At 60.2% G+C, this 18635-nt stretch carries 12 protein-coding genes; 1 reads left to right on the top strand and 11 read right to left on the bottom strand.

Features of this window, described 5'->3' with window-relative positions:
- Window positions 1-24: 24 nt before the first annotated feature.
- From RGM3321_RS23360 to RGM3321_RS23345, 4 genes are read right to left on the bottom strand one after another with little or no spacing between them, the layout of a single operon-like run.
- Entirely contained in the window at window positions 25-1434 is a 1410-nt protein-coding gene (locus RGM3321_RS23360) for a PIG-L family deacetylase (protein WP_244395020.1), read from the bottom strand.
- Complete coding sequence (locus tag RGM3321_RS23355) at window positions 1431-2327, bottom strand: antimicrobial resistance protein Mig-14 (protein WP_122280671.1); 897 nt, start codon at window positions 2325-2327, stop codon at window positions 1431-1433. Before RGM3321_RS23355 ends, RGM3321_RS23360 begins: the two co-directional genes overlap by 4 nt.
- Window positions 2327-3457 carry a glycosyltransferase gene (locus RGM3321_RS23350; protein WP_244395019.1) on the bottom strand — a complete coding sequence of 377 codons (1131 nt, stop codon included), beginning with the start codon at window positions 3455-3457 and terminating at the stop codon, window positions 2327-2329. The genes RGM3321_RS23355 and RGM3321_RS23350 overlap by 1 nt, the downstream gene beginning before the upstream one ends.
- Complete coding sequence (locus tag RGM3321_RS23345) at window positions 3441-5198, bottom strand: carbamoyltransferase (protein ID WP_002551776.1); 1758 nt, start codon at window positions 5196-5198, stop codon at window positions 3441-3443. The genes RGM3321_RS23350 and RGM3321_RS23345 overlap by 17 nt, the downstream gene beginning before the upstream one ends.
- A gap of 303 nt (window positions 5199-5501) precedes the next feature.
- Between RGM3321_RS23345 and RGM3321_RS23340 the strand changes: the two genes are divergently transcribed.
- Entirely contained in the window at window positions 5502-11606 is a 6105-nt protein-coding gene (locus RGM3321_RS23340; RefSeq protein ID WP_244395018.1) for a membrane-targeted effector domain-containing toxin, read from the top strand.
- A 10-nt stretch (window positions 11607-11616) separates the two neighbouring features.
- Here RGM3321_RS23340 and RGM3321_RS23335 read toward each other — a convergent pair whose 3' ends face one another.
- From RGM3321_RS23335 to waaF, 7 genes are read right to left on the bottom strand one after another with little or no spacing between them, the layout of a single operon-like run.
- Entirely contained in the window at window positions 11617-13062 is a 1446-nt protein-coding gene (locus tag RGM3321_RS23335; RefSeq protein ID WP_244395017.1) for a lipopolysaccharide kinase InaA family protein, read from the bottom strand.
- The gene (locus RGM3321_RS23330) at window positions 13062-13841 is read right to left on the bottom strand and encodes a lipopolysaccharide kinase InaA family protein (protein ID WP_244395016.1); all 780 of its coding nucleotides are present in this window, start codon (window positions 13839-13841) and stop codon (window positions 13062-13064) included. Before RGM3321_RS23330 ends, RGM3321_RS23335 begins: the two co-directional genes overlap by 1 nt.
- Entirely contained in the window at window positions 13838-14572 is a 735-nt protein-coding gene (locus RGM3321_RS23325) for a lipopolysaccharide kinase InaA family protein (RefSeq protein WP_244395015.1), read from the bottom strand. Before RGM3321_RS23325 ends, RGM3321_RS23330 begins: the two co-directional genes overlap by 4 nt.
- On the bottom strand, window positions 14572-15378 hold the full coding sequence (gene rfaP / locus RGM3321_RS23320; RefSeq protein WP_244395014.1) for a lipopolysaccharide core heptose(I) kinase RfaP: 807 nt from the start codon (window positions 15376-15378) through the stop codon (window positions 14572-14574). The genes RGM3321_RS23325 and rfaP overlap by 1 nt, the downstream gene beginning before the upstream one ends.
- The gene (locus RGM3321_RS23315) at window positions 15378-16499 is read right to left on the bottom strand and encodes a glycosyltransferase family 4 protein (protein WP_244395013.1); all 1122 of its coding nucleotides are present in this window, start codon (window positions 16497-16499) and stop codon (window positions 15378-15380) included. Before RGM3321_RS23315 ends, rfaP begins: the two co-directional genes overlap by 1 nt.
- A complete protein-coding gene (gene waaC / locus RGM3321_RS23310) occupies window positions 16499-17563 on the bottom strand; it encodes a lipopolysaccharide heptosyltransferase I (protein WP_244395012.1) in 1065 nt (354 codons plus the stop codon). Before waaC ends, RGM3321_RS23315 begins: the two co-directional genes overlap by 1 nt.
- 2 nt (window positions 17564-17565) lie before the next feature.
- Complete coding sequence (gene waaF, locus RGM3321_RS23305) at window positions 17566-18600, bottom strand: lipopolysaccharide heptosyltransferase II (RefSeq protein WP_244395011.1); 1035 nt, start codon at window positions 18598-18600, stop codon at window positions 17566-17568.
- Window positions 18601-18635 lie beyond the last annotated feature (35 nt).

Raw genomic sequence — 18635 nt, 5'->3', positions numbered from 1 at the left:
CCTTGCAGTACTGCGCCTGCTTAATCAGATGTCACGGCTGCGCCAGAACAACTCGTGTCGTCGCACAGCTTTGCGGAAGAATTCGTTTTCGCCTTCGGCCGGCCAGTGGCGACCGGCCAGAACGCGCTGCAGCAGACGGCGCACACGGCGCTTGAACGGCATCGGCGGCAGCAGGTCATGCATCATGCCCAGCGCCATGGCCTTGTCGCGTTGCGCGGCGACCGACAATTGCAGGCTGTACGGCACCAGCGGCAGCGCGGCATCGAATACCGGTGGCAGGCTGATGCCGCTGTAGGCATCGCCCATCGGCCAACGGTCGTTGTCGTGCAGGTGATTGGCATAACCGAGCACCACGTCCGGCTGCCATTCGAGCCCGAGCAGGGCTTCACGCACCGCAGCCTGGGCGCAGATGTGATCGGGATGAGGGTCGATGGCAGGATGCGGCATTACCACAACCTGCGGCCTGGCCTTGAGAATCAGCGCGCGCAGGTCGGCGAGCAGGTTGTTCCAGGTCGGCTGGCCGTCGTCGCCGGGCAGTGGCAGGGTATTGAATTGACGGAACAGGCGGGTATCGGTCAGATCCGCCTCCCGCGAGCCAATCGGCATATCCGGCGCAGCCTGCATGGCGGGCAGTTGCAGGCAGAAATAGCCCAATTGCACACACTGCGACTCGGGCACCCCGCCCCATCGCGCCACGGCGATACTGTCCCAGGCGCGCAAGCGGCCTTTCATGCGCGCAGCTTCGACGCGCTCCATGCCCATCTGGCGATAATGTTCGGCCTCGATCTCACCGGCGGTCAGCGTGACAATCCAGGCTTCCTCGGCCTGACTGTAAAGCCCGAACGCGGCGAGTTCGGCATCGTCGGCATGCGGTGCGATGACCATGACACGCTGCTTGCGCGCATCCGGCTGACGAAACAGCCAGAGGCGCGGTGTACCGGCAAGACGACAGAAACGCCCGCGCAGCTGCAAGGCACCCGCGGCCAGCGGCTCGCCAAGCCCGGTCAGGTTCAGATAACGCATGCCGCAGACGCCACGCTCGAAGGCCTGCCGGTCACTCAAGGCTTGCCCCTGCAGTTCCACGACCGGGTCGAGAAAACGTCCCAGCCAGGTGCTTTTTACTGTCAGTGCCAGTATCAATGTTTCGTCGCCGGTCAGTTGCGGCGGCGTATCCAGCAACAATGTGCCGCCGTCGAGACGTACACCTGGCACTTCGCTGTCGGCCGAAAAACTGTACTGATAGTCGTCAGTGGGTGAATAGAACAGATGATCGGCGAACCAGGCCTCATGAGCGACCCATGCACACACGGCCAGCAGCGGTGCCAGCCACCAGGCCACCAGCACGCCGAGCGCGATCAACAGCAGCAGACCACCCAGCAACGCCAGCCGTTTGCTACGGCGATGGCGCTTGAGCAACTGTTGCTTGCGACTCAAATCTGGAACACCGGAACGGGGTTGCACCATCGGTCCTTGTACTCACGGTCGGCACGACCAAAGGAAAAACGCAGTGACTTGCCCAAGGCTCGGGCGTCCTCCCAGGCAGACTGGGTGTTGACAAAGCTCAGCACACTGCCGGGGCTGAAATCACGGGTTTCGGGGTCAACACCACCGTTGACGTACTCGATGCTGACCCATTGCGGCGCCTCGACGCGATACACCAGTTGAATGGCAATTGGCGCATCGTTGAGGAACACCACCGAACCGATCAACAGATCACGCAGCAATTCGATGACCTCGGCCTTGTGCCGGGCACCGGTGGCCTCGAAGCCCCAGCGACGCTGAAACAGATCGCAATACATGCTCGCCAGCTCGGCGCTGCTGAACTCGCTGACAGGTCTTACCGTACCGCCAGCTTCCTCCAGCAAGCGAAGTTCACGACGCTGGTTGTAACGAAATTTCTTGGACAGTTCTTCAGGCGTACGCGCCATCGCCAGCGATTCGGTCTGCGGCCTGAAGGTGCTGATGCGGCCCTCGTTGAGCGCAGACACATAGCGGGCACGATGGCGGACCGGCACCTGAATATCATCGGCCACCGGTAAAATCAGTTCGGCGTTGCCCAGGTCGAACAGGCCTTTCTTGCCATGACGCTTGAGTTCATCCTTGGACAACGCCAGCGAACGCCCCCAGGTGGCAATCGCTGCCTTTACTTCGCCGCCCTGCTCCCAGGCCAGATAACGCACAGCAATACCGGAAAACGCCGACAGGCGCGCAACGACCAGAGGATGAGTGGCTACGCTGCCCCCCAACCGCTGCCATGCCTGCTCGTAAGCAGCCGCGTCGATCTGCACCCAGCCACGCTCACGCCAGCCTTTGAATCGATTGAGCATCAGGCCCCCGCCGTCAGGCTGGAGACTTGCGGCAGCCGCCAGAAGACATCGCGCACAGCATGATCGGAAAAGCGTTCGCGCAAACGCAGCAGCATGCGTTCGGCGCAGTCCTGACGCTGCTCGGCGTCAAGACCGGCCATGTGTACCAGGCCGTGCGCAAGGCTATGAACATCACCCAGCGGGAACAGCAGACCCACGTCTTCGACCACTTCCTTCGCGCCGCCGCAGGACGTTGCAACCAATGGCACACCAGCCACCATCGCTTCCAGCAGGACCATGCCGAACGGCTCGTGATCAGAACTCAGGGCGAATACATCGAATGCCTTGAAGTAGCGGCGTGCGTCAGGCACCTGCCCAAGAAACAGCACCTGCGGACCAATACCCAGCTCCAGCGCAACCGCCTTGAGGTTTTCTTCCAGACGGCCCTTGCCGAGAATCACCAACTGGCTGTTCTCGGGAAGATTGGGCAGAGCCTCGGCAAAACCGCGCAACAGCGTGGCCTGATCCTTGTCCGGATGCAGGCGACCGACGTTAGCGACGATCCACGCCGAGGCAGACAGGCCCAGCTCTGCGCGGGCATCTTCAGCGGAAAACTGACTGCCCTGCAGTTGCTCGACATCAATGCGGTTGTACAGGGTCTGAATACGCTCGGCTGGCCACTTGGGCAGGCTGTTACGCATGTCGTCACGCACCGCATCGGAAACACCAAGCAGGCTCAGGCGCTTGCGAAACAGGTTGGCGAACAGCTTGCGACTGCGCCGTTGATAATCGCCGAACGCATGATGCACACCGATGACCGGTAACTTCGTTGCCAGCAACGCGATGTACACCGGCTTAAAGCGATGCGCGATGCAGAAGCTGAACGAACGCGTCGCGGCAATTTTGCGCAGGTCCCGAATGGCGCCCAGCTTCAGGCCACGAATGGCGCTGGAGCTGTATTCCATGAACAGCACTTCGTCCGAACCACAGTCAGCGACGACATCCGGATCGGCGGCACCGGTCAGAAACACCGTCGTCACTCGATAGCCCTTGCCGGCGAACAGGCTGGCGTATTGCCGCGCGCAGTCTAGAAACGGCCCGTCATAGCCGTGACAGAACTGCAGTACGTGACGTTCAACCGAGCGTGTCATAAGCCTCGACGCCCTCTTTTACCACCAGGATGTCTTCCATGATCAGGTACTCGAGGTCCGAACCGAAGAACATGTTCAGCGCATCGGTCGGCGAGCAGATCATCGGTTCGCCACGGCGATTGAGCGAAGTGTTCAGGGAAACGCCATTGCCGGTCAGTTCTTCCAGCGCCTTCATCATGTCGTAGTAGCGCGGGTTGTATTCGCGCTTGAGTACCTGGGCACGGGAAGTGCCGTCTTCATGGACGACTTCCGGAACACGGGTTTTCCATTCTTCCGCCACTTCGAAGGTGAAGGTCATGAACGGTGCCGGGTGATCGATCTTGATCATCTGCGGCGCGACGGTGTCGAGCATCGACGGGCAGAAAGGCCTCCAGCGCTCGCGGAACTTGATCTGATGGTTGATACGGTCGGCTACCCCGGTGACGCTCGGGCAACCGATGATCGAGCGACCGCCCAGAGCACGCGGACCGAACTCCATGCGTCCCTGGAACCAGGCAACAGGGTTGCCCTTGACCATGATTTCGGCAATCCGCTGTGGCGTATTGTCGATCTGACGCCAGACCGGCTTGCTCGGGTGCCGGGCACACGCCGCGATCACGTCTTCGTTGCTGTACGCAGGGCCGAGGTAGACGTGCTCCATCTTCTCGACCGGCACACCGCGGGCGTGCGAAACATAGGCCGCAGCGCCCACCGCCGTACCGGCATCGCCGGACGCAGGCTGCACGAACAGCTCCTTGACCTCAGGGCGGGCGATGATGCGCTGGTTCAGTTTGACGTTCAGCGCACAGCCACCGGCGAAAGCGATCTTGCCGGTTTCCTTGAGGATGTCACCCAGGTAGTGATCCATCATCTGCAGCGCGAGCTTTTCGAACAGTGCCTGCATACTCGCGGCGTAGTGAATGTAGGGTTCATCGGCCACGTCACCAACGCGTTTCGGGCCGAGCCATTCGATCAGCTTCGGCGAGAAGTAGAAGCCCTTGCCGTTCTCTTTGTAGCGACGCAGGCCGATGACGTTGGCCAGCTCGGTATTGATGATCAACTCGCCGTTCTCGAACGTGGCCAGACGCGAAAAATCATACTTGCTGGCATCACCGTACGGCGCCATGCCCATAACCTTGAATTCGCCGTCGAGCATCTCGAAACCGAGGAATTCGGTGATAGCGCCATACAGGCCGCCCAGCGAGTCCGGATCGAAGAATTCCTTGATCTTGTGGATCTTGCCGTTTTCGCCATAGCCGAAGAAGGTTGTGGCGTACTCACCCTTGCCGTCGATGCCCATGATCGCGGTTTTCTCGGTAAAACCGGAGCAGTGGTAGGCGCTGGAAGCGTGGGCCAGGTGGTGCTCGACCGGCTCGATCTTGATCTTTTTCGGATCGAAGCCCAGTTGCTCGAGGCACCAGACAATCTTGTTGCGATAGCGCTTGTAACGGCGATTGCCCATCAGCAGCGCATCGAGGGCGCGATCCGGTGCGTACCAGTAACGCTTGGCATAATGCCAGCGGGCCTTGCCGAACAAGCTGATCGGGGCGAACGGAATCGCGACCACGTCGACGTCCGAAGGCTTGATGCCTGCCTGTTCCAGACAGAACTTCGCCGACTCGTAGGGCATGCGGTTCTTTGCGTGCTTGTCACGAACGAAGCGCTCTTCTTCGGCCGCTGCTATCAGCTTGCCGTCGATGTAAAGCGCTGCGGAAGGATCATGGCTAAGGGCGCCGGACAGGCCAAGGATCGTCAATGCCACTAGGGTCTAGCCTCTTTAGTCTGCATGCAGGCGCATCGCGCCCGAGAAAAGGTGTGCCCCCCGCACAGCGGGCTGAGGGCAGCTAAAGGGCGGGATTATAACGTAATGACCAAGGATTGGCTCGACGCGCTGAAATGTCATTGGGGATGCCCGCCAGACGGCGTAGGAAGCTTCTCTTTCTCAGCATCAATAACTATCTACGACTTGACGCCCGTTGCTTCTGATTAATTGAGGCCCATCGTCGCCGGCCCTAAGGCCGACACTCAAACCTCAGCGCCTGAAGCGCGCAATGGAACGCCTGTCATGACCCAAATACTGCCCCCTTTGGCTATAACGCCTACACCACTGACACCTGCCGATACCTGGCCTGCCGCCTCCGCCGCACTGAAAAGGCTCGATGAACTGCGCACTCTTCTGGCCGATGAGCTGGAAGCACTGCCTGGCCCAGGCGAAGCGCTGTTGACTGCGCTTGGCGGTTCCGACGTGTCTGAACGGGAGCTGGAAATATTCAGCCTGCTGCAACAGACCGATGACTACTGGGCAGACCCTGGCAAAAACGCTGAAAGCCGCCGCGACCGGCTTTCATCGGCCTTGCAGCGAGCCTTGCGTGATGAAGCCAGCGTCAGGATTCACGAGCGTGATCTGGAGAGTGGCTACCTGGCCTGCCTGCCGGACTCGCCCGATCAGCAGCAAAGCCCGGCGCTTACTTACGCCTCGCTGCATGTGCAATTGCACGATGACGAACACGTCGAAATGGCAGGCGTGCTGGCGATATCCCAGGAACAGGGACGCACGCTGCTGATGTTGCCTGGGCTGGGTATCATGGGCTTTGCCACGCAGGCCCTGATGCTCGCAACTCTGGCGCGCTGGCTCAATACAGCGACGTTGCAGGACGCTCTCCTGAACACGATGGAGAAGCGTCATCAAGACCAGCTCTTCAAGATCAGCCAGGACGCCGACCTGTACCTTGAGCCTTTCACGGCGGAAGACCTGCAATTACAGCCGGTAACCACCGCCCCCTTCATGCACGCCTTGAGTCGCCTGCTGAACAAGCAGCGCAATGACATTCGCCATGCGTGCGAACGACCTGACAGTGAAGACCGGGCAACACGTCAGGCGCTGATTGAGGCAGCCATCGACATGCGCGGCCTGCTCGGCCCCGCCTGCATGCTCGAACTGCGCGAACTGACCAACAGGCAACGTCAGTATCATCGAAGCCTGCCGGACTGGATGAAGATCGCCAGCGAGGCCGACCTGAAGACCTACGCCAGGCACCTGCAACATTACGATGAGGCGCATGCCGCGATGCTCAGCGTACTGGGCAGCGCGACCTCTCCAGAACATTTTGCCGAAGCCCGTTTGCGCACCCGGCTAGCCAATGACCTGGGCTTTGATCTGGACCCGCGCGCACTGACCATCGACACGCGTCGCACGCTGCCATCCACGAGCGAGACCTACCGCGTGACATGTTCGCTGGTCGAGCTGGCGCTCTACGGCCTGCATACGGATGACGAGCTCGCAGGTTCGGAATTCCTCGACCACACCCTTATCACCCTTGATGGCAAACCGCTGGATGCCGCCTACTCAGCCTTGAACCCGGTCTACCTTGCCGAACTGATTGATGAACTCGACCTGCGCGCAGGGTTTGGCGAGTTTCAACGCAATGCCTACCAGCAAGAATACAACCGGCAAATGCTGTGCGCACTGGCACGAACCCGACTGACCGCTCAGGGTTGGGCGGCGAAGATGCAGGGGCATATCCAGCCCGGTGATTTCGCCATGGTCGCGGCACTGACCGGCCCGCCAGCGGGTGCATCCGATCCAGCATTGCGTGTACAACAGATCAAGCTCAATGACCGCAACGTGATGGCCAGATTACTGGTGTTTCGCAAGCAGGATGCCGAGGGGCGGACGCAGCGGCTGATCATGGTTGCCACCGAAGCACCCGGGCAGCAGTGTTTCAAAGCCTTCGACACTGAAGCCCAACTGTTGCACGAGGTGGTCGGCTGGACTGCTTCGTCGTCAATGGTCAACTATCTGCTCGATCAGGTGGAAGTGGATGCCCGTACGGCACTGGCAGAGCAACTGACGGCACTGGCACTCAAACCCCAGCCTTCAAAAAACTTCATTCAGTTTATTGATCATGCGGACTGCGAGTCGGCCTTGCGCCACTTTACCGACGAACAGACCCGCATATTGCTTTCCGAACAGGCCATGCATACGCCGGACTGGTACCTGCGCGCCAGTCGCGCCCAGCGCCGCGAACTGCTGACCCTTGAGCAGGCCATTGGCGGGGCACTCGACAACTATCAGGCGCAGCCACACACCGGAGTTCAGCCATTCAAGGATTACGTACACCAACGTGCCAGCCAGCAAATCGGCAAACTGCTGAACGTACCAATTGGCACGGTAGACCCCGACCTGATCGTAATCACCACCGAGCGCGAAACACTGACCTACACCGACATGCTGCTCAATGGCTATGACGACAGCATTGACCCCTTGCGTACTTCCGCAGCAACCGACGCAACGTTCAGCGGCCCGGAAGGCATCGACGTGAGCGCGCTGTCAGCCGCTGCCGTTGCAGGTTCGGTGCGCGGTCAGTGGCTGGCGGACGAGTACATCGCCTTGATCAGAAACACCCTGCTGAACAGCGCGAGCGAAGGCTATGCCTACCGTCGCCAGTTCAGCGTGATGATCACTCAACTGCAGATGAAGGCAGCGGCATTGCGCAGCGCCCTGAAAGGCCATATCGAAGCGGCGCACCATGTCTGGTTGAAACAATCTCTGGATAACGCCCACCTTGACGACACTGCCTCCCGCGAGCGATATCCCCTCTACCCACTGCAAGTGCATGTGGACAAACCACTTATCGCCTCGGGGCTGACCGGCGTCGATCAACTGGTCATCCCCAGCCCGCTGCTCACCCACGTCGAAACCGTGCAGGGCTGCCTGGTGATCCTGCCGACACAGACTCGCCATGCTGCGCTGCTCTACACACCGCAGGCACCTGACGGTATCGAGTTTCGTCTGTTCAGCGACTTTGTGCTCTCGCTCGCCAGTGAAGGCATGATCGATTACTACAAGGATCGCTGCCGGATCAAAGCGCGCCGAACCCTGTCGTTCTTGCTCCGCGACATGCAGCAGGGCAAGGCCAACAAACCTCCGGTCATTCCCAGGGCATTCATTTCAGACTTCGCCGACACCTGTTTCAACAGGCCGCTGGAGCGCAGGTTGCGTGATGTGGAAGAGACCACCACCGGCCGTAACGACATTCTGGCGAGGCTGATCTGGGTCAGCGTCGAGATAATTGCTACCGCCCTGACCCTGCCGTTCCCGCCGGCAAGCTTTGCGGTTGGCAGCCTGCTTTCGTTACATGACAGCGGGCAGGCACTTGCAGCGCTGACCGAGGGCGACCAGCAACGCGCTGCCACGTACATGCTCTCGGCACTGTTCAACGGCATCGGCGCAGGCAGCGACTTGCTGGTCGGCCTGAAAGGCTTCGGCGGCGTATTGCATCAGCTCGAGCGCGGTCATCAATCGACACCAGCCCTGCGCTCGTTCCAGCGCCAGTCCTCACTGCCGCGTTATGAGGATCTGTACCCGGTGGAACTGCAGGAGCAGGTGTTCCTGATCGGCAAGCCCAACGCCCATGGTCACGCGGCAGTTTTCCATATGCCCCACGTTGCTTCGGCGCCACCGATGGCAACCGGTCAGCTCGCCATACGTGAAGCGACTGGTGCCTGGCAGCCGCTCCTCCCGCCGCCCAGCGCCGTGCCACGCGCGCCTTCCGGGTTGCGCACCGACCTGGCAGTCGTCGTTTCGCTGGATAACGTGCCACGTATCGCCGACGGCCACGCGAAAGGCGTGTACTCAGTCAGCGGACAACATTACATCAGGTTGTCAGACCACACCTTTCAGGTTCAATACGATGCGCACCTGCGCTGCTGGCAGATTATCGATCCGGCCAATCCATTCGCGTTCTTCGGCAAACAGCCGGTTCGCCTGGATGAACAGGGCCAGTGGCTGGTCCTCGACCGGCGCTTGCGCGGCGGCGGGCTGGACGGTCCGGGGACTTACCGGCCATTGCCTGAAGAGGCAGCCGGAAGCTCGCTCGACATATTGATTGACTATGAGATGCCAAGCACCATGAGAGCGCATCTGGACATTGTCACCAGCAAGGAAGTCTTTGACCCGACCGGCGCAGGCCTGGAAGTCTACTTTGAGACCTATTTCACGGAAGTACGCCAGACCTTTACAGCGTTTCGGGAAAAGCTCTACCAGGACGCTCAGGCATTTTTTGCCCGATTCTCTGCGCCGCCCAGGCCAGCACTTCCCGCTTATAGCCTGCCCGGCAAGGTCGAGACACTGATCGAGCACATCTTCACGCACAGCAACGGGCTGGTTTTCAGCGAGGCACCCAGGTCGGTAGCCAGCAAGCGTCTGCTCCTGCTCAACATGCCCCTGCTCGCAGAGCAGCGTGTCGAGGTCCTGTACATCGAACATCTGCTGACCGACAAACACCTGCGCAAACTGGCCAGATATCGCCAGTTGGGCAAAAAGAGTCGCTCTGGCTCTCATGAACTCAAGTATTACCTGCACGATGTCAATCGTGGTGCCTTGAACAACTCGAGCAGCCAGTACGACTACTACCACCTGATCAAGGAAGCCCACCGTTACGGGATCGAAGTGCGCCCGTTCAGCTCGTCGATCAGCTACCCGTTTCTCGGCCATCCGGTGCTCGCCGCCGCTGATGATCCGGCAGCCGCCAGCAAAATGAGCAACTTCTTCGGGCACCGGCTCATCAACCAGGACATCGCACCTGGCTCCTCAAAACGCTGGGTCGCGCTGCTCGACCAGAAACTTGCCACGACGCATGATCAGGTGCCTGGCATCGCCGAAATGCAAGGGGTAATCAGTGTGCACGTTCAGGACATCCCGGCAGGACGCCCGCCCCGCATCAGCGAAGGTGTCGGCGCGCCGCATCAACACACGCCGACTCGCTGTGACTTCACTATCGCGTTTGCCGACCCTGCGCTGCCGGACGTTCCACGGCCACCCGCCACCCCTGTGGATAACATGCTGATCCGCGAGCTGGGAGACCCTTTCGCCGTTGCCGAGGGCGAGCATTGGGCGGGCCAGTACGGGTTTGTCCGTGGAGAAAACGATACCTGGCTGCGCGTAGAACCCGAAGAGTGGAATGCCGACAGCCCGATGACGGCGATCCAGCAATCCTTGACCGACGCGACCTATGAAATGCCGCTGGATACCAGAACGGCGCTTCATACATTGGCGAACTTCGAAAGGAAGGGGCTCGACATGGAGTATTTCTTTGAAGACATAAAACTCGACACTGTTCGCGACACATTCGCCCTGCTCCGCAAAAACCTGCAAAAGGACGCCGCCACAATAAGCTCGGCCCAACTGCCGCCTCGCCCGACATTGCCATCTATCGAGCCACAGACGGGCCCGGCGAGGCTGCTTGAAACCCTGTACCGCCACACGGAAGGCATCGTTATCGGCGAGTCGCACTCTTCTGTTGCAAGCAAAAGACTGATCATCGACAACCTGCCGATGCTGGCGCAGCAAAACGTCAAGACGCTGTACATGGAGCACCTGCTGACCGACCTGCATCAGGCGGACCTGGATCGTTTCTTCGAAACCGGCCAGATGAACAAAACGTTGCTGCATGACCTGAGAATCCTGGACCGCGGGCATCACACTGATCCGGACAAGGTCTACAACTTCGAACAACTGATCATCAAGGCGCGGCAGCACGGCCTGGAGGTACGCGCTATCGACTGCGCAGGCAGCTACCACCTCAAAGGCATTGCCAGGGAAGAGTCCATCACCCGCCAGCAGATGATGAATTACTTTGCGTCGCGCACAATCCGCAGGCATCAGGACGTGATGGGTTCACACAAATGGATCGCACTGGTGGGCAACAGCCATTCCAATACCTACCAGGGCGTCGTACCCGGTATTGCAGAACTGCAAGGAGGGATCGGCCTGCGGGTCATCGATGTGGCGCCAGGGAAATCAACAGGCGTAGTACTGGATCCGGGAGAGCTTGTTACGGGAGGCATAACCAATGACCAGGTCTACATCAAGGGTGATTACCGGGTGAAAATGGAAGTGCCGCACCCAGACGCAACCAGGCCGTTGAGCATTGAACAACGCCTCTTCAGGCCAGGAATGTTTCTGGTGCAACAGGGCGAAGGCGATCTACACACCATCGTCCATCGCGCTCGTGACACGTGGATTCACCGCACGCCGGTGCAGCGCAATGCGGAGGGCAAACTGTATCTGGAGCATGTGCGCTGGCCGCGCCTCCACCTCAAAGCCTTCGACGACATGGACGCGCTGTTGACGGCATTAGAGGCGATGAACCTCACCCGCATTACCTGAGAGCGCAAGCTCAATCGGGCGTGATCTTCGGCACGCGCTGCTCCAGCATCCGGTGCAGCGCACTCTCCACCGGCCAGTTACGCATAAACCGCGCCCGATCACGCGCGTAGGCTGCTGCGAAGGACGATTGCGAACTGTGCTGCTGCATTGCATCCAGGTCAATCATCGCCCAGCGATCGGTGCGCCAGAACAGGTTATGTCCCTTCAAATCGCCATGACTGATGCGCGCCTGGATGAGCTGTGCGAACAGCGTGTCCAGCGCGAGCAGTTCAGCCTCTGGTACATCGCCGCTTTCGACATGGGGAGCGAAGCGCTCGATGATGTCCGACCCTTCGATAAACTCGGTCACCAGCCAGGCTCTGCTGCGCAAGCCGAGGAAACGCTTTTCCTGAACTGCCAGCGGCTTTGGCGTGGCGATGCCGAGAAACATCAGACGGTTACCTTCGCGCCATGAGTGCCAGGCCCGGCTGGGACGCCAGAAGCGTTTGAACCAGTGACTGAAATTCTTGATGTTGTAACGCTTGATGACCAGCGTACGACCACTGATTTCGACACGGCCGACGCTCGCAGCACCACCGGTCTTGTACAGATGACCCTTGTCGAGCAGGGCATCAGCCTGATCAAGTACCGGCAGCATCGCGGATTCTTCCTCGCGACGAACAGCACGGAACACCGAAGCGCTGTCCTCGACGCTGAACATACTGCAATCGCGCACGGTCTTGCTCATGAAGTCCTTGAGCCGCCAGCTGCGAACCTTGTCGATCTGCTTTTGCAGCGCCTCCATCGGCAAACCATGTTCGGCGTTGCTCAGCAGGTAGTGCACCAGCAACTCTTCGGTGAAGGGCTCGAAGGACTTGGGCAACTGGGCGAAGAACACGCCGAGGTTTTCCAGCACCTTTTGCCGGGACAACGGTTTGCCGGCCTGCTCGGCGCGAATACCGGCGCCATCGATCAGGTACAACTGCCCGTTGTGGCGCAGCAGGTTGTCGAGGTGTAAATCCTCCTGCCACAAGCCTTTGGCGTGTTGCCGGGCGATGGCCGACAACGCCTCGCCGAGCACGGCTTGCTGCTCATCCGCCAAGGGTGGCAGGTCCTGGACAGTGTTCCAGGCATCGCCCAGGCTTGAGGCCTGCTCCAGAAACTCGAACAGCAGCCAGCCACCCTCACCATCCTGCAAACCGTCGGCCAGCAACAGCGGTGTGGTCAGCCCCTGTTCGGCGAGCAGACGCACCCCGGCCAGTTCACGCTGAAAGTGCCGGGCCGCCTTGTCGCCCACCAGCAGTTTTGCCAGCACCGTTCGGCCTCGCCAGACACCGGCACCGACGTAGCGCTGCCCCGGCAATACACGCAGCAGGGTCAGCAATTGCAGCTCAGCCGAACCGGCAGCATCAGCCAGCGTCAGGCTCATCGGCAACTCGGGGGTACGTCCAGCGGTCTTGAGTTCAGACAAACGCATCAACGGGTCTCTTTATCATCGCGGTGTTGAAGGTTTCGTTTGTGAGCGCTGCGCTTGCCCAGACGCGCATTCCAGGCATCGACCAGCAAGCTGTCCGGAGTGGCTTGCAGGTATGCCGCCAACAGCTCGCGCCGCTCGGCTTCATGCCACATCGGTGCACGGCGCAGCAGCGGTTCCAGGTCCCGGGCAAGATCACGCTTGCCGAAGATCACCGGACGGGTTTTCTCCAGGTCGATCAATTGCGCCTGATACCCCGTACCGGCTGCCTGAAGAAAAATATGCTTGGGATAGAAGCAGCCATGTACCTGTCCGGCGCCGTGCAGCGTGCGCGCCAACTGACCGCAGGCGTGCAGTATTGCCTGACGCTGAGCGGCCTCCATCTGGCTCCACTGCTGCAACAGTTCGTCGAGATCGGTCCAGCCGTCCAGCGCACGCGTCATCAGGATCGCCCGGCGCTCGCCGTCGACCTTGCGCTCGCCATAGAACACCGCTTGGAGCGCCGGAATCCCCAGCTCGCGGTAGCGACTGATATTACGAAACTCACGAGAAAAGGACGGTTCGCCAAACGGATGATGCAACGTGTGGGTCAGGTAATTGCTCTGGCGCTTGAGGTAAAACCCCTGACCGTCCAGGTCCAGGCGGAACACACTACTCCAGCCCCCGCGCCCGGTATTGGGCTCGTCGACCGCATCAAGCCTGATGTTCCAAAGCGATTCAAAATCAGCCAGGTTGTGACGCGCCAGTAACGGCTGGTCGGCACTGGCAATAAAAACGCTCATTCACGGCCCTCGAAAAAGCTGACGATATGTCGAATACGTTTCTTGTCGGAGGCGTTCAACCGCGTTCGCTGACGGTACTGCAGGTAAAAGCGCAGACGCTGGGTGGCCGACAAGTGATACTTGGCGACCTTGTCCAGGCACGCCAGATCCTTGGTAATCCGATAGCGCAACATGAAGCTCCACCAGAATGCGCCATTGGGGCAATCGATGAAAAACAGCTTGCCTTCGTCATCGACCAACAGGTTGCGCCATTTCAAATCGTTATGTGTGAAATGGTTGTCGTGCATGGTCCGGGTAAAGGCAGCCAACTGACGGCTGACAGCATCGACCCAATGCCGGTCGGTCAGTCGCGGATCCTTGCGTTGTGCCAGCGCAGACAAGTCTTCGGTATTGGGCAAGCCGCGAGTGATCAGTGCGCCGCGATCATACGCTGCGCCGTTGCGCTCCAGCCCCCAGGCCACCACCTCTGCCGTGGGAATGCCCCATTTGGCAAAGCGCTTGAGGTTCTGCCACTCGGACTTGACCCTGGGCTTGCCGATGTAACGGCGCAGGCCTTTACCCGCACCTACGTAGCGTTTGACGTAATAGTAAACTCCGGCGCGCTCGACGCGAATGACGTCGGAAAGCGGGTCGCGGGTCAACTGCTGGCCCTGCAAGGCAAACACGGCATCCAGACTGCCGAAATCCTGTTCCAGAAAAGCGTACTCGGGCTCGAGCTTCCAGCCCGCCATCAGAGTGCATCCCCGTAGCGCACTTTGCGCTGATACAGCTTGTCGGCCTTTTTATCCAGCCAGCTCAGCAGTGGTGCTTCCTTGAGCAGTATTTCGCGCAGCGGTTTCTGGAAATAACCCTTGAGGAAACGCAGCTTGTCGCGTCGGGTCAGACCAATGTCCAGCGCTGAAAAGTACAGCGCGGCCAGGTCCTTGTTGCGCCAGCGCGGCGTTATGGCCCGGCGCGTCTGGGCGCGGTGCAGGTCGATGACCGACAATCTGAAATCGTCAGCGGTGACCGGCGTATCGGTGTGCAACAGAAAATGACAGATGTAGCAGTCGCGATGGTTCACTCCGGCGCGGTGCATCATGCCGACCAAGCGGGCAACTTCGGCGATGAACGCTCTTTTCAGACGGGGCTCGGGCGGCTGGGTGCGCCAGTTGAGGCTGACGTCTTCCAGGCTGGTGGTCGGGGCCAGCTCTTCAGTGACGATAAACGAATGCTGCGCGGCAGGGTTGCTGCCACGCTCGCCATAGGCCACGGCCGTCATGGTCGGCACGCCGACTTCATGCAGACATTCGATGGCTTCCCATTCCTTGCCCGCGCCCAGCACCGGTAACTTGGCAGTTGCCAGGTTCTTGGCGATTTCGCCCCAACCGATGCCACGGTGGATCTTGACGAAGTAGCCACGCCCGTTGACCTCGGTGCGCAGCGTGCGACGTCCTTCCAGTTCGCGGTAGACCTCGCCGCTCAGGCCCTCGACCTCGACGAACGCATCGCGTCCGGCCCACAGGCTCTTGAACGGTTCAGCCAGGAACAGCTTCATCAATAGTGCTCCGCCAAAATCACATCCGCAGCGTGTTGCGGCATGCTGTAAAGGTCCGCTGTGTCAGCAAAGGCCAGGCCATTGCGACCCCAGGCGCTGCGTGCGCCATCATCCTCAAGCATGTCCGACAGGTAGCGATTGAGCTGCACCTGCTCGAACGGCTCGTCCAGCACCCGTCCGCAGTCAGCTTTGGCTATGTAATGGGCGTATCCGCAGACTGCGCTGACCAGAACCGGCAAACCGGCGACCAGTGCTTCAAGCAATACGGTGCCAGTGTTCTCGTTGTAAGCCGGATGAATCAGCAGGTCGGCGCCCAGCAGAAAGCGCGGAATATCGCTGCGTCCTTTCATGAAGGTCACTTGGTCACCCAGACCGAGCGCCGCGCTCTGCAACTGGAATACTTTGGGGTCGTCCTGACCAATTACAAACAGCCGTGTGCGTTTCTTGAGCTCGGCGGGCAGAGCCGCGAGTGCCTTCAGGCTGCGATCGACACCCTTGGTCTTGAAACCGGAGCCGATCTGCACCAATAACAGGTCATTGTCGGCAAGCCCGAATTCCTTGCGAAAGCCTGCACGAATCTCAGGTGCGTCCGGTGGTGCGCGGCGATCCTGGGAAATGCCCGGTGGCAGCAAGTGAAAGCGCGACTCCGGGGTATGGTAGTGCTTGATGAACAGCGGCTGCTGCACTTCGGAAATCATTAACACGTGGGTTTTCGAGTCACTGGCGAACACCGCGCGCTCGTAATCGGCGAAGTGACGATAACGACCCCACTTTCGATACAACGGGCTGCGCAGATTCTGCGCCTTGTCCTCGAAACAACCGTCGGCGGCGTAATACACATCCAGACCGGGCATCTTGTTGAAACCGATCAGACGGTCCACCGGGCGCCTGGCCAAGTCTGCTTCCATCCACGCAGTGAGCTTTTCGTTGCGTCGATGATTGAAAAACGCCTTGACCGGCGCGACCAGCACCTCGAAACCGGGCGGCACATCGCCTTCCCAGATCAGGGTGTAAACGCGGATCTGATGACCGCGCTGCTGGCACTCCAGCGCAATGCGCATGAAGTCGCGTTGCAGGCCGCCAAACGGAAAGTATTTGTAGAGTACAAAAGCCAGTTGCATCAGCCAGGTTCCTTTGCCAGCAACAGCGCGCCCAGTTGGCTCGCTACTCGCTCGGGATTCAAGCGAGTGAAGCACATAGGCCACTCGCGCTTAAGGTCGAACCGGCGCTGATCGTCGGCGGTCGGTTGGTACGTGCATTTCTTTTGCAGGCACGGCGTGCAGCCCGGATAGTCGCTGGCCAGATGCACCTGCGACTTGCCATACGCTCCAGTCAGGCCGGGGTTGGTCGGGCCGAACAGGGAAATGGTCGGCACATCCAGTGCGGCGGCCAGGTGTCCGATGCCGGTATCGACCGCAACGCAGGCCTGTGCGCTGGCCAATACCCGCGCTACACCTGCCAGATTCAGCTTGGGCAGCACGTGTGCGCTGTCCAGACCGTCAGCAATGCGCTCGGCGCGTGCCTTTTCTGCCGGGTTTCCCCATGGCAACTGCACCTGCAGACCGCGAGCGGCCATCAGTTCGGCCAGTTGTCGCCAGTACAGCTCGGGCCAGTGCTTGGTGTCCCAGGTCGTGCCATGCAGGAACAGTACGAACGGGGCCTGCAACGTATCATCCAGAGTCGCCAGAGGCTTGAGGCCGTAGTCGCCCATGCCGGACGGCTGTGGATAACCCAATGCCTGAGCGAACAACTGACGCAGCCGCTCGACCGCATGCTGCCCGCGTGGCACTGCAAAAGCGTGGTCATAAAAGCGGCTGGCGACCGATTCACGTGCCGAGTCGCGGTCCAGTCCTGCCACCGGCGCATCGATATAACGCGTCAGCCAGGCACTTTTGAACAGGCCCTGAGCGTCAATCACCAGATCATAGCGCTGTTCACGCACTTGCTGTTTGAAGCGCCGCCACTCCCCCGACCTGAACGTCTGCCAAAGGTGCTTGCGCCAGCGGCGGATCGCCACCGGGATCACCTTGTCGACCGCCGGGTGCCAGGCGGGAATTTCGGCGAAACCCTCTTCCACTACCCAGTCGAAGCGAATACCGGGCAGCGCGCGCGCCGCGTCGGTCAGCGCGGGCAAGGCATGGATAACATCGCCCAGCGAAGAAGTCTTGATCAGCAGTACCCGCAAAATCAGGCAACCTCCACCGGCGTACTGCTCAGGCGGCTCAGCGCCTGAATAACGGCGTCCGGCTCAAGCAGACGCATGCAGTTGTAATGGCCGAAACGGCAGGTGCGCTCAAAGCACGGGCTGCACTCGATGCCCAGACGCACCACTTCCACCTCGTCGGCCAGCGGTGGCGTGAAGCCCGGCGAGGTCGAACCGTAGACGGCCACCAGCGGGCGATTCAGCGCTGCGGCCACGTGCATCAGGCCGGAGTCGTTGGACACCACCGCATCGGCACACGAGAGCAGGTCAATGGCTTCAGCCAGCGAGGTTTCGCCACTGAGGTTGACGGACTCCTCACGCAGACCGGGAATCAGTTCCTGACGAATACTCTCGCCGACCGGGTGATCCTTTTTCGAACCGAACAGCCAGACCTGCCAGCCGTCACGAATGCTGGCGTCAGCGACTTGTGCGTAATGCTCGGCAGGCCAGCGCTTGGACTCGCCGAACTCGGCACCAGGGCATAGCGCCAGCACCGGACGGTCGAGGGTCAGGCCGAACTTGCTCAACGCTGCATCGCGAGTCGCGGTGTCGATGCGCAGGCTGGGTTTGGGATAAGGACGCGGCAACTCGGTGCTCTTGTCGAATGCCAGGGCCATGAAACGCTCGATCATCAGCGGATAGCGCTGTTTGTCTAGGGTGCGTACGTCATTGAGCAGGCCGTAGCGGAATTCGCCACGCCAGCCGGTACGTTTCGGGATACCAGCGAAAAAGGGTACCAAAGCGGATTTCAGCGAATTGGGCAGCAGGATAGCCTGATCGTATTGGCCGGCCAGGGACTTGCCGATCCGGCGACGGGTCGCCAGCTCCAGGGCACCGTGACCCAGCGGAAAACTGAGCGCAGCACGAACCTGCGGCATGCGTTCCAGTATCGGACGGCTCCATTCAGGGGCCAGCACGTCGATTTCGCACTCGGGATGACGCTGTTTCAGGCACTGGAACAGCGTTTGTGCCATCACCATGTCACCGACCCAGCTAGGCCCAACGATCAGAATTTTCATGTTCTATCCAAAAACGACCAGAAACGATCAGGGAG

Origin of the sequence: Pseudomonas sp. RGM 3321, from assembly GCF_022836805.1 — a bacterium.
Classification (GTDB): Bacteria; Pseudomonadota; Gammaproteobacteria; order Pseudomonadales; family Pseudomonadaceae; genus Aquipseudomonas.
Note: the sequence above shows the minus strand (reverse complement) of the source record. Positions and strands in the feature narration are given on the sequence as shown.